The organism is Kitasatospora sp. NPDC058162 (genome assembly GCF_042884005.1).
Lineage (GTDB): Bacteria > Actinomycetota > Actinomycetes > Streptomycetales > Streptomycetaceae > Kitasatospora.
The window spans coordinates 258,025-270,993 of record NZ_JBHVUS010000008.1; the positions used below are offsets into that span (position 1 = coordinate 258,025).

Below are 12,969 nucleotides of genomic sequence, written 5' to 3' on the forward strand. Positions count from 1 at the left end.
CCCGAGCTGCGGTTCCGCGGCGCCGCCCGGTCAGGCCGACTCGGCGAGGCGGTCCCGGACGGCCCGCTCCAGCCGCTCCCCGTCCTCGGCCGCCGGGCTGCCCAGCGCGGCGATGCACAGCCGGTGGGCCGTCCCGTCGTCCAGGTCGCCGAGGTAGAGCCGGGTGCCGGCGGCGCGGCGCAGGTCGCCCAGGGCGAGGAACCCCTCGACGGCCCGCCGGAGGTACTCACGGGCCCGGTCGTCCCGGCGGATCGCGAACGCGATGCCGAGGCTGCTCGCGAGCGTGGCGGCGGCCCGGCGGTGCCCCGCCAGGACGGCCGCGCGCTCGCCGAGCCGCTGGACCTCCACCAGGGCGTCGAGGCCGTGGCTGCCGATCAGATGGGTCTGCTGCACGGTGGCCAGTTGCCAGGTCGCGCGGTGGTCGCCGAGCGAGGCGGCGAGCCTGGTCAGGGCGAGCAGGGTGCCGCTCTCCGCCGCGAACCACGCCCGGGCGCCGTCCACCCCGTCGAACGGGTGCGGGCCGCTCCAGCGGTGGCGCGGCTCCACCGCCACGTGGGGGGCGGCCGGGGCGATCAGCCGCTGGGCGGCGTCGGCGACCGTGACGTACCAGTCGAACATCCGCTCCCGGGCGGCGGCCGAGGCCTCCGCGTCCCCGGCGGCGAGCTCCCGGCCGTACAGCCGGACCAGGTCGTGCATCCGGTAGCGGCCGCCCGTCCCGGCGGGCTCGATGAGGTGGAGCGACTCCAGGATCCGCAGCAGTGGCCGGGCCGACGCGCCCGAGGCGCCGAGCGGGGCGTCCGCCGGACCGAGCAGGGCGGCGGCGACGGCCTCCGGGACGGACTCGGCCGGGTGCAGGCCGAGCAGCCGCAGCAGCCGGGCGGCGTCCGGACCGAGCCGCCGGTAGGTGTGCTCCAGGACCCGGGAGACGGTCAGTTCGCCGTCCGGCAGGCTGAGGGCGGTCAGCCGCTCGTCCTCGGGGGCGAGTTCCGCGGCGAGGCCGGACAGCGGCAGTTCGGGCCGTTCGGCGAGCCGGACGGCCGAGATCCGCAGGGCCAGCGGCAGTCCGCCGCAGAGCCGGGCGAGTTCGGCGGCGGCCTCCGGCGCCCCGGCGACCCGGTCCGGGCCGGCGATCCGGCCGAGCACCTCGACCGAGTCCGTCGGCGACAGGACGCCGAGCCGCAGCGGCACGGCGCCGGTGGCGGCGACCAGGCTGCCGAGCTTGCCCCGGCTGGTGACCACGGTGAAGCTCTGCGGGGAGTTCGGCAGCAGCTGGCGGAGGTGCTCGTAGTCCCGGGCGTCGTCCAGCACCACCAGGAGCCGGCGCCCGGCCACCGTCGACCGGTAGAGGTCCTCGCGCAGGGTCTCGTCGGGCGGGATCAGCGGCCCGGGGACGCCGAGGGCGAGCAGCAGGCGTTCCAACACCCGGGCGGGCGGCTCGTGTTCGTCCCGGTCGTAGCCGTGCAGGTCGACGAAGATCTGGCCGTCCGGGTACCGGGCGGCGAGGTCCTGGGCGGAGCGCAGCACCAGGGAGGTCTTCCCGACGCCGGCCGGGCCGGTCACCGCGACGATCCGGCCGGCGCCGTCACCGGCCGCGGACAGCTCGGCCAGGCGGTCGATCTCCTCCCGGCGGCCGACGAACCCGGAGGTGCCCCGGGGCAGTTGGGCGGGCCGGGCCGGCAGCGCCGGGGCTGGCAGGACCGGCTGCGGCAGCGGAAGCGGCTGGGACTGCGACTGCGACTGCGACTGCGACGACCGTACGGGGCCCGGCCCGGCGGTGTCGGCCCGGGCCGGCCGGTCCGCGGGCGCCGCGGGCGCCTCCACCGGTGGGGCGCCGGGCAGTTCGTGCCGCAGGATCGCCGCTTCCAGTTCCAGCAGCCGCTCACCCGGGTCGAGTCCGTACTCCTCGGCCAGCACCCGCCGGGTCGCGCGGACCACGGCGAGCGCGTCGGCCTGCCGTCCGCAGCGGTAGAGCGCCTGGGCGGCCCGCTCGGCGATGGACTCGCGCGCGGGGAACTCGCCCGCGAGCGCCGTCAGTTCGGGAACCAGCTCGCGGTGCCGGCCGCGGGCGAGTTCCAGGTCGGCCAGCAACTCGTGCGCGGCGAAGCGCTCCTCCTCCAGCCGGGCCCGGGCCGCGGCGGCGAACGGTGCGTCGATGCCGCTCAGCGCCTCGCCGCGCCACAGCGCCAGGGCCTGCCGGAGCCGCTCGGCCGCCTGCTCCGGGCGGCCCTCGTCGGCCAGTCCCCGGGCCGCGGCCAGCGCCGCGCCGAACTGCGCCGCGTCCAGCTCCTCGTCCCGCACGGCCAGGCGGTAGCCGCCCGCTTCGAGGGTGAGCCCCTGCGCGGCCTGCGGCGGGAGGGCCCGCCGGACGGCGGAGACGACGGTGTGCACCTGCGCGCGGGCGGTGCGCGGCGGCGCCCCTCCCCACAGGGCGTCCACCATCCGGTCGATGCTGACCGGGTGGCCGGCGCTGAGCAGGAGCAGGGCCAGCCCGGCGCGCTGCCGCGGTCGCGGCACCGCCACCGGAACGCCGTCGAACCGGACCTCGAACGGCCCCAGGATCCCGTACCGCACCATGCGACTCCTCCCCGTGCGCGGCCCGCCCGCGGCCGGTCGGGCCGCGGGTGTCGAACCGCGCCGCACCCGGCCGACCGGTGGCCGGGCGGGGTGCTGCTCTCTGGTGCGCGGGTCAACGTGCCCGGGAGCCGGGGTGTTCCGGATTCGGCGGTGCCCGAAAGGTCGGCGGGAGCGGCCGACCGGGAGGCGGGGAGGACACCGCCGACGAGGCGTGTACGGAGCACCGGACCGGTGCGCGCACCGGCCGTGGCCTGCGGCGAACGGGTCGGCGGGCGCCGCGGGGGCGCCCGGTCAGCGGGGACGTGGGGGACGCCGCCGCGGCACGGTGCCCCCGGCCGGGCCGGGGGTGCCGGAACCGGCGACCGCGGGGCGGCCGCCGGTCCGGGGTGCCGGCCGACTGCGACCGGTCAGTTCCAGATGCCCGTGATGTCCGTCACATTGGCCGCGTTGCCCGCGTGGCCGCTCGCCCCGGAGAGGTCCTCCAGGGTGCGCAGCACGTTGTAGTGGTTGTACGTGGTGGCGCTGCTGCTGCCCGGCGTGACGTGGGCGCCGTAGAGCAGGGTCGGGATGCGGTTGCCGGACAGGCTGTTGTCCTCGTCGAAGGTGACGACCAGCAGGCTGTTGTGGCTCTGCGCCCAGGCCGCGTACGCGCCGAGGTTGTTCTTGATCCAGGTGTCGCCGGTGCTGACCGAGCAGTCGTGCATGTCGCTGCACAGGTTCGGGATCACGAAGGACACGTTGGGCAGCGTGGTGTAGTCGGTCGGGAACTGGGTGAACGTGTTGGCGCTGTTGAGCGGGACGTTCCCGAAGCCGAACCACGGGTTGTGCTTCTGCGCGTACTTGCCGCTGCTGCACACCGTGCTGCCCTGGCCGGGCAGGGACTCGTTGTAGCTCCCCCAGGTCTTCCCGGCAGCGAGCACCTCGGAGGCCAGGTTCGGGGCCTGGAAGCCGCCGACCGTCACGCAGCTGTCGTCGACCGTGCCCTGGGTGGAGCCGGAGAACAGGGCGTAGTAGTTCGGCTCGCTGGGGTGGGTGATGGCGTAGGACTGGGTGAGGAGGGCGCCGCCCGCCTTGAGGGTCTTGTTGAGGTAGGGGGCGCTGCTGCTGCCGATGATCTGGCTGTAGGCGTGGTTCTCCATCACCACGACCACGATGTGGTCGGGCGTGGGCAGCCCGGCCGCCTGCGCGGTGCTGGTGGTGGCGGCCCACAGCCCGGCCGAGGCCGCGACCAGCGCGACGGCCGAGCCGATCGCGGTCGCGGTGCGGCGGGAGCGGGGGCGGGGGGCGTCGTTCAGGGGCTTCGCGGACGAAGTCATGACGTTTCCTCGGGTGGAGGGCGGCCCCCGGTGGGGCCGCCCGGACGGGAGGTGCCGGTGTGACTGAACCGACCGGCCAGAACGGGCCTAGGGCGTGTCTGACGACACGCCCTAGTACGGCGCGCCGTTGGCGAAGTCGGTGGCGAAGGTCGACTCGATCGTGCTGAGCACCCCGGAGTCGGAGACGATCAGGCCCAACTCGCGGTTGTTGTTCAGCGAGTTGTCGGAGAAGTTCTCCGAGCCGGCGAACACCTTGGCCGTAGAGGTGCCGTAGTCGGCGACGATGGCCTTGGCGTGGATGTACAGGCCGGTGGTCGAGGAGTAGGTGACCACCTTGGCGCCGGCGGCGGTGACCTGGTCGAAGGAGGAGCCGTACGAGCTCGGGTTCATGCCGACGACGCGCACCGTGACGCCCCGGTTGGCGGCGGCGGTGATCGCGTCCACCAGGGCCGGGTCGCCGAACTCCAACTCCTCGACGTCCAGGGAGGTCTGCGCACCGTTGATCAGCGCCAGCAGGCGGTCCTGGGAGTCGGTGGGCGACCAGACCAGGTTGTCGCCGTCGGAGGGGGTGATCGAGGTGCCGGCGTAGTCGGCGGCGAAGACCTGCTCGATCGCGGCGACGTCGTTGGCGTCGGTGTCGAAGACGCCGTAGTCGCGGCTGCTGGAGTAGTAGGTGGAGTCCAGGTTCCCGGTCAGGATCAGCGACTTGACGCCGTCCACGGTGACGGTCTTCTGGTGGGTGTAGACGAACGCCGAGGAGGAGTACGTCACGCCGACGCCCGCGGCCCGCAGCGCGGAGTAGGCGGCGCCGTTGACCGAGGTGTGCCGGCTGTCCAGGATCACCCGGACCTGCACCCCGGCCCGCTGACGGGCGATCAGGGCGTTCACGGCCGTGGTGTCGCGCAGCTCGTACATCGTCACGTCGACGGACTTCGCGGCCGAGTTGATCAGGCTGTAGACCGCGCTGTGGTCCTGGTCCGGGAAGACGATCGTCGAGTAGCTGCCGGCGACGGCGTCGGCGTGGGCGGCGCCGGAGGCGGATATCAGGCCGGCGCCGACGAGCAGCAGGGCGCCGGCACGGCGCGCGAGGGTGGCCAGGGACATGGGGGCTCCATGGTCGGTGAGGGGGAGGTCGGCGCGTGGAGGCACCGGAGAGCGGACGCGCGGACGGCGTGGACACGACGAACGGGGCGCTCGAACAGGATGCGGCGGGCTGGTCAACGCGGGTAGACGACGGGAGGTAAAACCTTGCCCCCGGGCCGGGAAACGAACGGTGCGCGGGACGAAACCCACCGACAACGGACGATGCGGCCAATCGGGTTCACATTGCCACGGACCGCGCGAACCGGTGATAGTGATCATCGAACGACGCGACCCGACACCGCGTCAGCGTACGAGAGAGCCGAGGAACATGGCGAAGACCCGTCTGCTGCGTCCGCTCGCGGTGGCCGCCGCCGCTGCCGTCCTGGCGGCCACCGGAGCCGTACCCGTCCTGGCCGCCGGCCAGGACGCCCCGACCCTGCCCGCCCCCGACACCGCCGCGGTGCTGAGCGCGCTTCAGGCCACCATGGCCGCCGGCGCCCCCGGCGCCTTCGCGGTGATCCGCGACCACGGCGACGACGACCGGACCCGCTCCGTGACCGTCGGCAAGGCCGACCTGGACGGGACGCCGATGAACTCCGCGTGGAGGTTCCGGGTCGGCAGCAACAGCAAGATGTTCACCGCCGTTCTCGTGATGCAGCTGGCGCAGGAGGGCCGGATCGACCTCGACAAGCCGCTGCGCGACTACCTCCCGGCCGGCACCCTCCCGGACGGCTGGACGATGACCGGCCGTCAGGTCATGGAGCACCGGGCCGGCATCTACGACCACACCAACGACCTGCTGGAGCAGGCCGGCGAGGAGACCACCAGCGCCTTCGAGGCGCGGATCCGCACCAATGTGTACGCCCCGGCGGACCTGGTCGCGATGTCGGTCAAGCACGGCCAGCAGTACACGCCCGGCAGCCGCTACTCCTACTCCAACACCGACTTCGTGCTGCTGGGCCTCGCCGTCGAGCACCTCACCGGCCGCCCCTTCGCCGACGTGCTGCGCGAGCGGATCATCGAGCCGCTCGGCCTGGGGCAGACCTCCTTCGTCGTCCCGGACCAGCGGATCGAGGGCGCCCACGTCACCGGCTACCTGACCAACGACGACCGCACCAAGCCGCTGCTGGACTCCACCGAGCAGACCGGCTCCTGGGTGTGGGCCGCCGGTGCGGTCATCTCCTCCGCCGGGGACCTCGACCGCTTCCTCACCGCGCTGGTGGCCGGCGGCGACGGCGGGCTGGTCTCGGACGACTCGCTGCGCCAGATGGAGGCCGCGCTGCCCACCCCGACCGCCAAGATCTCGTACGGGCTGGGCCTCCGCCGCATCTCGCTGACCTGCGGGGACGTGTACGGGCACGGCGGGATCGTCCAGGGCTTCCAGACCCAGTCCTTCGTCGGCGCGGACGGGCGCCGCTCGGTGGTGGTCTTCGCCAACGCCTCCAACAACGGCTCGGTCACCCAGGGGCTGATGAACGCGCTGGAGCCGGCCTTCTGCGGGAAGAAGCCGGCGGCCGCGCCGCGCACCGGCTCCGCCCCGGCCGCGCAGAACCACCGGGCCGTCCAGCACGACCAGGGCCTGCCGGTGGTGGAGGACACCCGGATCTGACGCCACGCCCGGGCCGGGCACAGCACGCTCGGGCCGGGTCGTTACGGCCGGGCCGTCACGGGGCGACGGCCCGGCCCGGGCGGCCGTCCGCACTCAGGTCGGTGAGCGCCTCGGTGAGGATCTCCCTGGCCTCGTCGGCCCGGCCCTGCTCGATCAGCGCGGTGCCCAGCTCGGTCAGCGCCTTGGTCATGCTGTCCGGGCGTCCGATCGCCTCGTAGTGCACCAGCGCCTGCCGGTAGGCCTTCTCGGCAGCCGGCCAGCGCTTCAACGCCGCCCGGTCCTGGCCGAGTTCGTGCGCCGTCATCGCCGCCAGCAGGTGCATCAGCGGCGAGGACCAGCGCTCCACCAGCTCCAGCGCGCCCGCCAGCGCGCGGCGGCGGAGGTCCACCGCCTCCTCCGCCCGGCCGAGGTGGCGCAGACAGGTCGCCGCGCCGCGCAGGGTGACCAGCCGCCCGATCATCGCGGCCCGGTTGTCGACCTCGGCGAAGGCGTCCGCCGCCCGCTGGTAGCTCTCGCTCGCCTCCCGGTAGCGCTGCAGGTGCCGCAGCCCGGAGCCGAGGTAGGTGAGCGCCCAGCCCTGCTGCTCGTGGTCGCCGATCGCGCGGGCCAGCTCCAGCCCCTCGCCGGCCAGTTCGATGCCGCGCTGGTAGCGGTGCAGACAGGTGATGTACGTCCAGGCCAGGTAGTTCACGTGCGCCGCCTCGGCCGGCCGGTCGCCGCACGCCCGGGCCGCGTCCACCGACAGCTGGAACACCTCGCCCCAGAGGTCCCAGCTCAGCAGGCGGTCGGAGAACCAGTGCATGGCCTCGGCGGTGTCGATCACCTCCCGGTGCCGGCCCTCCCGCTGCGCCCGGTGGAGCGCGGCCAGCCACTCCGGGTGCTCCTCCTCCAGCCAGCGCGCCGCCTCGGTGAGCGGCACCGACCCGCCATCGGCGGGGCCCGCCCCGACGGCCCCGACGGCCGCCGTGCGGTCCGGGTCGAACCGCAGGCCGTGGGCGGCCGCCTCGCGCAGCAGTCGGCTCCCGGCCTCCGTACGGGCCGCCGCGACGGCCCCGGCCGGCTCGTCGGCGGCCAGCCGCTCGCCCGCGTACAGCCGCACCAGGTCGTGCAGCCGGTAGCGCTCCGGGGTGGCGGGCTGCACCAGGCCGGCGTCGACGAGCTGCTCCAGGACCAGCTCGGTGCGCGCGGCCGACAGCCCCGCGTAGTGCGCCAGGACGGCCGCGGTGAAGTCCTGCCCCGCGGTCAGCGCGCAGCGCCGGAGCACCAGCCGGGACTCGGCGGGCAGCCGGCGGTAGGACAGCTCGAAGGCCGGACGGACCGCCAGGTCGCCGGTCTCCAGCAGGTCCAGCCGGTTCTCCTCGGCGGCGAGCTGGCGCGCCAGCTGGGCCACCGGCTGCTGCGGACGGGCCACCAGCCGCTGCCCGGCGATCCGCAGCGCGAGCGGCAGGTAGCCGCACAGCCGGGCCAGCTCGGCGGCGGCGTCCGGCGCGGCCTCGACCCGTTCCGGTCCGGCGATCCGGGCCAGCAGGGCGGCGGCCTCGGCCGGGGACAGCACGTCGAGCCGCAGCCGGTGCACCGCCTCCAGGCCGGGCAGGGCGTACCGGCTGGTCACGATGGTCACGGCCGGGCCCGCGCCGGGCAGCAGCGGGCGCACCTGGCTCTCGTCGGCGGCGTTGTCCAGCACCAGGACCAGCCGGCGGTCGCGTACCAGGGCGCGGAACAGCCCGGCCCGCTCCTCCGTCCCGGCGGGCACCGCGCCGTCCGCGACCCCGAGGGCGCGCAGCACCTGGCCGAGGGCCTCCCGGGCGGGCAGCGGGGCGGCGCCCATGCCGCCGAGGTCCAGGGAGAGCTGGCCGTCCGGGAAGGCCGGGGCGAGGGCGTGGGCGGCGTGCAGGGCGAAGGCGGTCTTGCCCAGGCCGGGCTGGCCGCTGATCAGCACCACCCGGGGGTGGGCGGGGTGCCGGTCCGCGGTGAGGGCTGCGAGGTCGGCGAGGGCCTGCTCGCGGGCGGTGAAGTCGGCGAGGTCACGCGGGAGGGCGAGCGCACCCGGCACCGCCGGGTCGGCGAGGGGGGCCGGGCCGACGGGGGGCGCCTGGTCCGGGGCCGCCTCCGGTCGGGGCGCCGGGGCTTCTCGGGACGGTTTCGCCGGGGCGGTGAACGGGCCGCCGGGGCCGGGGGCCTGGGACTGCGGGGCCTGGGACTGCGGGGGCACCTGCCGCACGCCTCGGGGCCGGCCCGCCTGGGCGGCCCGCTCCAGCGCGGCGGTCTGCGGGCCGTCCAGGCCCAGGGCGGCGGCCAGCGCCTGCACGGTGCGCCGCTGCGGCCCCCGGGTGCGGCCGCGCTCCATGTCCCCGAGGGCGCGCAGGCTGACCCCGGCCGTGGCGGCCAGGTCCTCCTGGGTCATTCCCGCCGTCACCCGGTGGCCGGTCAGCAGCCGGCCGAACTCCCCGGTTCCGCTCACGACCGCCATCTCTCCGCCCCGCCCCCTGGTCCGCGCTTCCGCGGTTCTGCCGCAGTTCTGCCGGGCCGCGCGCCGGGCAGTTCGTCTCAGGCAGAAGTATGCCCCGCGGGACGGGCCGCGCGTACCCGGCCGCGGCCTGCGGGGACGCCCGGGACACCGGCGCCCGGCGAGCGGTTCCGCCTGTCGGAACCGCCGGTACTTCCGCCTGTCCCCTTGCCCGGGGAGGCAGTTGTGTCCCTAGGGCGTGTCTGACGATTCGCGTCGGATCAGCGCGCGGCGTTGGGGTGCGTGCATCGCAAGGCGGAGGAGGGAGCCCATGCGGAGCATCGGCGACCGACGACAACGCGGCGAGGTGCGTGCCCCGGCGTCGCGCGCCCGGCGGGAATTGTCAGACACGCCCTAAGGCTCGTCCCCCGCCACCAGTGCCTGCTCCTGCCGTCTGGCCTCCGCCCCCTCGACACTGCGGCCGAGCTCGAACAGCAGGTCGGCGAGCAGTCCGTGCGAGCGCGCCTCCACGGCGGGGTCGCCGACGGTGCGGCCGAGGGCGACGGCGAGCTGGGCCGAGGAGAGGGCGGCGTCCCGGCGGCCGAGGGCGTGCAGGGCGCGGGCCCGGCCGTGGGTGGCGAGCACCGCCGCCACGCCGCCCGGTCTCCCGGCCGCGCCGCCGTGGGAGCGCCCGGCCGCACCGCGGTCCGTTCCCGGCCGGGCGGGGCCCGGACAGCCGTGGGCGGTGCGGCCGGTGGCGATCCGGACCGCCTCGTCCGCGTGGGCCAGCGCCCGCTCGGGCGCGCCGACCACCACCAGGGCCTCGGCGAGCTCGGTGAGCGCCCCGACCAGCAGGTGCTCGGCCGCCGGGGTGCGGGCGGCGGTCACCAGTTCGGTGAGCAGCGGCACCGCCCGGTGGTACTGCCCGGCCCGGACCAGGGCGGCCGCCACCCGGCCGCGGCAGTGGTGGCGCAGCAGCGCGTCCCCGGAGCGGTCGGCGGCCGCGACCGCCGCGTCGAGCTGCTCCAGGGCGGTGCGGTGGGCCGCCCGGTGGACGTGCAGGACGGCCAGGTCGGTGCCCAGCCGGGCGAGCGCCGCGTCGTCCCGGGCGGCCTGCGCGGCGCGCAGCCCGATCTCGGCGACGGCCCGCCGGTGCGCCCGGTCCTCGCCGGAGGCGGCCGTGGACAGCCCTGACAGCCCTGACAGCCCTGACATCTCTGACAGTTCGGACAGCTCGTACAACCGGCCGATCCGGTGGGCGAGTTGCCAGGCGGCGTCGGTGCGCCCGTACTGTTCGGCGCGCAGGACGACGGCGCGCAGCGCGCTCTCCTCCCGGCGGAACCAGGCCGGCGGCCGGGCGGCACGGCCGCTGCCGACGCCCGGCCCGCCCGGCCCGCCGGCGTCGGGGCCCCAGGGGCCGGTGAGCTCCAGGTAGTGGGCGATCAGCCGGTCGAGGGCGCCGAACCGCTCCTCGCAGTCCAGTTCGGCGGCCTGCCCGGCGGCGTAGCGGCGGACCAGCTCGCGGCGGGCGTAGCGGCCGGGCGCGCGCTCCGCCAGCAGGTGGACGGCGTCGAGCGCGGTCAGCAGGGTGCGGGCGGCGGCGGGCCGCAGGTCCGCGAGCGCGGCGGCGGTGGCGGTGTCGATCACCGCGCCGGGGTGCAGCCCCAGCAGGGTGAACAGCCGGGCTGCGGCGGGCGGCAGGGTCCGGTAGGTCCGGTCCAGGGAGGCGGTGATGCCGCTCGGGCCGTGCGCGGTGCCGACGGCGGCCAGGGCGGTGAGGCCGGTCTGCTCGTCGGCGAGTTCGGCGGCGAGGTCCCCCGGCGACCAGTCCGGGCGGGCGGCCAGCCGGGCGGCGGCCAGCCGCAGGGCCAGCGGCAGGTGGTCGCAGCGCTCGGCGAGTTCGTCGAGTTCGGCGGCGGTCTGCGGCGCGGTGGCGGGGCGGTCCGGGCCGAGGGCGCGGGCGAGCAGCGCGCGGGCGTCCTCGGCGGCGAGCGGGCCGAGCGGGAGGGCGAGGGAGTCCTCGTGGAGCAGCAGCTCGCGCAGCCGGTTGCGGCTGGTGACGACGGCGACCGGGCCCAGGACGGAGCCGGCCGAGGCGGGCCGGCCGGGCAGCAGCGGGGTGAGCTGGGGGTAGGAGGCGGCGTCGTCCAGCAGGATCAGGATCCGGCGGTCGGCGAGGAGTTCGCGGTAGCGGGCGGCGCGCTCCTCGGGCTCGGCGGGGACGTCCCCGGGGGCGACGCCGAGGTCGGTGAGGAACCCGGCCAGGACGTCGGCGGGTTCGCGCGGCCCGTCCGGGTCGGTGCCGCGCAGGTCGGCGCGCAGCACGCCGTCCGGGAAGCGCTGCGCCGCCCAGTGCTGGACGAGCGCGCTCTTGCCCACTCCGGCCGGGCCGGTGACCAGGATCGGGCGGCCGGTCCGGGCGGCGACGGCCAACGCCTCGTGCAGCCCGGCGAGTTCGGCGGCGCGGCCGACGAAGCGCCGCTCGGGCGAGGTGTGCCGGGCCAACTGCTCGCCCGCCAGCCGCAGTTCCGGCCCGGGCGGGCCGGACAGCCGGGCCAGCGCGTGGTCGTACCGGGCCCGGGCCTCCAGCCCGCGACCGGCCTGTTCCAGGCACTGGACCAGCCGGGCCGCCAGCGGCTGCCGGCCCGGGTGGGCGTCGGCCGCCTCGCCGAGCTCGGCCACCAGCTCCCCGCCGCGGCCGGCCAGCAGCAGCCGCTGGGCCAGCCGGTCCAGGACGCGCAGCCGCTGGTCGGTCAGGTCCGGGAGGGTACGGGCGCGCAGCAGCTCGGACCCGCAGTCGGCGAGTGCCGGGCCGCGCCACAGGTCGAGGGCGGCGCGCAGCAGCGGGACGGCCGGGTCGTCCGTGCCGAGCCGGGCGGCGGCGCCGGGCAGCAGCACGGCGGAGCGGTCGTGCAGCGCGCCGAAGCGGACCAGGTCCACCCGGTCCGCGTCGCCCTCCAGGACGTACCCGCCGCCGCGGGTGCCGAGCACCAGCCGGGGGTCGTCCAACTGCTGGCGCAGCGCGGCCACGTGCCCCTGGAGGGCGGCCCGCGCGGTGGGCGGCGCGGCACCGTCCCAGACCAGCTCGATCAGGTCCTCGGCGCCGACCGGCTGGTTCAGCCGTACGGCCAGCGCGGCCAGCAGCGCGCGCCGCTTCGGGGCCGAGGGCGTGACCACCGTGCCGTCCGCCCGTCGGACCGTCATCGGCCCGAGCAGCTCGATCTCCATGCTCCCCCTTCATAGGAGTCGACGCCCGGGCGGGCCCGGGCGGTTCAGTTGCCGGACTCGCCGTCCGCGCCGGCCGGGGTGTCGTCCCGATCCGCCCCGGCCGGGGTGTCGTCCCGGTCGGCCCAGGCCGGTGCGGTCCGGCGCTCCGGTCCGGCGAGGACCTGGACGTCGAAGGGCGAGAACTCGTTGCCGTGGTCGCGCGCGGTGTAGCCGGCCGCCGTGAGGATCGTGGTCATCGCGGTGGCCATCGCCGTCCGGGCCTCGTCCGACTGCCGGACGGCCGGGGTCGCCCCGTCGGCCCGCCGCGCGTCCTCCTCCGCCCGGCCGCGCAGCCGGGGGCTCACGTGCCAGCTGACCAGCACCTCCGGGTCCGCCGCGCCGAAGTGCTGGTTCCAGGTGCTCACCCGGACCTCCGCACCGGTGGCGAAGCCCCCGTTCAGGCCCGGGGCCGTCACCGGCAGCCCGGCGGCGGCGAGTTCGTCGCGGACCCGCTGGGCCAGCCGCTCGTACCGGGCGTTCACGTGTCTCTCGGAATGCTCGTCCATGCCCGCACGCTATCCGGCCGGTCCCCCGCACCGACAACCAACCGTGCCCGGCCGCCGCAGCCGCCCCAGCCCGATGAGCCGTCCGCGCCGGGCACGCCGTCCGCACGGTGCCGGGCAACCATCCGGCACCCCCAGGGGCTCTGTACCCCTGGCGGCCCGAGCGGCGAC

General features: G+C 76.4%; 7 protein-coding genes. 1 reads left to right on the forward strand and 6 read right to left on the reverse strand.

Translation table 11 applies throughout. The annotated features are described in order from the left end of the window. Nucleotides 1–30: 30 nt before the first annotated feature. The 3 genes from ACFVXG_RS18810 to ACFVXG_RS18820 form a co-directional block, all read right to left on the reverse strand. Nucleotides 31–2,574 (reverse strand): BTAD domain-containing putative transcriptional regulator, encoded by a 2,544-nt coding sequence (locus ACFVXG_RS18810; RefSeq protein ID WP_387928868.1) that lies wholly within the window; start codon nt 2,572–2,574, stop codon nt 31–33. A 407-nt stretch (nt 2,575–2,981) separates the two neighbouring features. Continuing rightward, nucleotides 2,982–3,890 carry an alkaline phosphatase family protein gene (locus ACFVXG_RS18815; protein ID WP_387928870.1) on the reverse strand — a complete coding sequence of 303 codons (909 nt, stop codon included), beginning with the start codon at nt 3,888–3,890 and terminating at the stop codon, nt 2,982–2,984. Between the two features lie 111 nt (nt 3,891–4,001). Beyond that, complete coding sequence (locus ACFVXG_RS18820; protein WP_387928872.1) at nt 4,002–4,994, reverse strand: phosphatidylserine/phosphatidylglycerophosphate/cardiolipin synthase family protein; 993 nt, start codon at nt 4,992–4,994, stop codon at nt 4,002–4,004. A gap of 307 nt (nt 4,995–5,301) precedes the next feature. Between ACFVXG_RS18820 and ACFVXG_RS18825 the strand changes: the two genes are divergently transcribed. After that, nucleotides 5,302–6,582 carry a serine hydrolase domain-containing protein gene (locus ACFVXG_RS18825; RefSeq protein WP_387928873.1) on the forward strand — a complete coding sequence of 427 codons (1,281 nt, stop codon included), beginning with the start codon at nt 5,302–5,304 and terminating at the stop codon, nt 6,580–6,582. A gap of 55 nt (nt 6,583–6,637) precedes the next feature. On the opposite strand, the gene ACFVXG_RS18830 is transcribed toward ACFVXG_RS18825, so the two are convergent. The 3 genes from ACFVXG_RS18830 to ACFVXG_RS18840 form a co-directional block, all read right to left on the reverse strand. Beyond that, on the reverse strand, nt 6,638–9,043 hold the full coding sequence (locus ACFVXG_RS18830) for an ATP-binding protein (protein ID WP_387928874.1): 2,406 nt from the start codon (nt 9,041–9,043) through the stop codon (nt 6,638–6,640). 399 nt (nt 9,044–9,442) lie between these two features. Beyond that, nucleotides 9,443–12,256, reverse strand: coding sequence for a BTAD domain-containing putative transcriptional regulator (locus tag ACFVXG_RS18835; RefSeq protein WP_387928876.1), 2,814 nt, complete (start codon nt 12,254–12,256; stop codon nt 9,443–9,445). 44 nt (nt 12,257–12,300) lie between these two features. Beyond that, nucleotides 12,301–12,801 carry a hypothetical protein gene (locus ACFVXG_RS18840; RefSeq protein WP_387928878.1) on the reverse strand — a complete coding sequence of 167 codons (501 nt, stop codon included), beginning with the start codon at nt 12,799–12,801 and terminating at the stop codon, nt 12,301–12,303. Nucleotides 12,802–12,969: the final 168 nt, after the last annotated feature.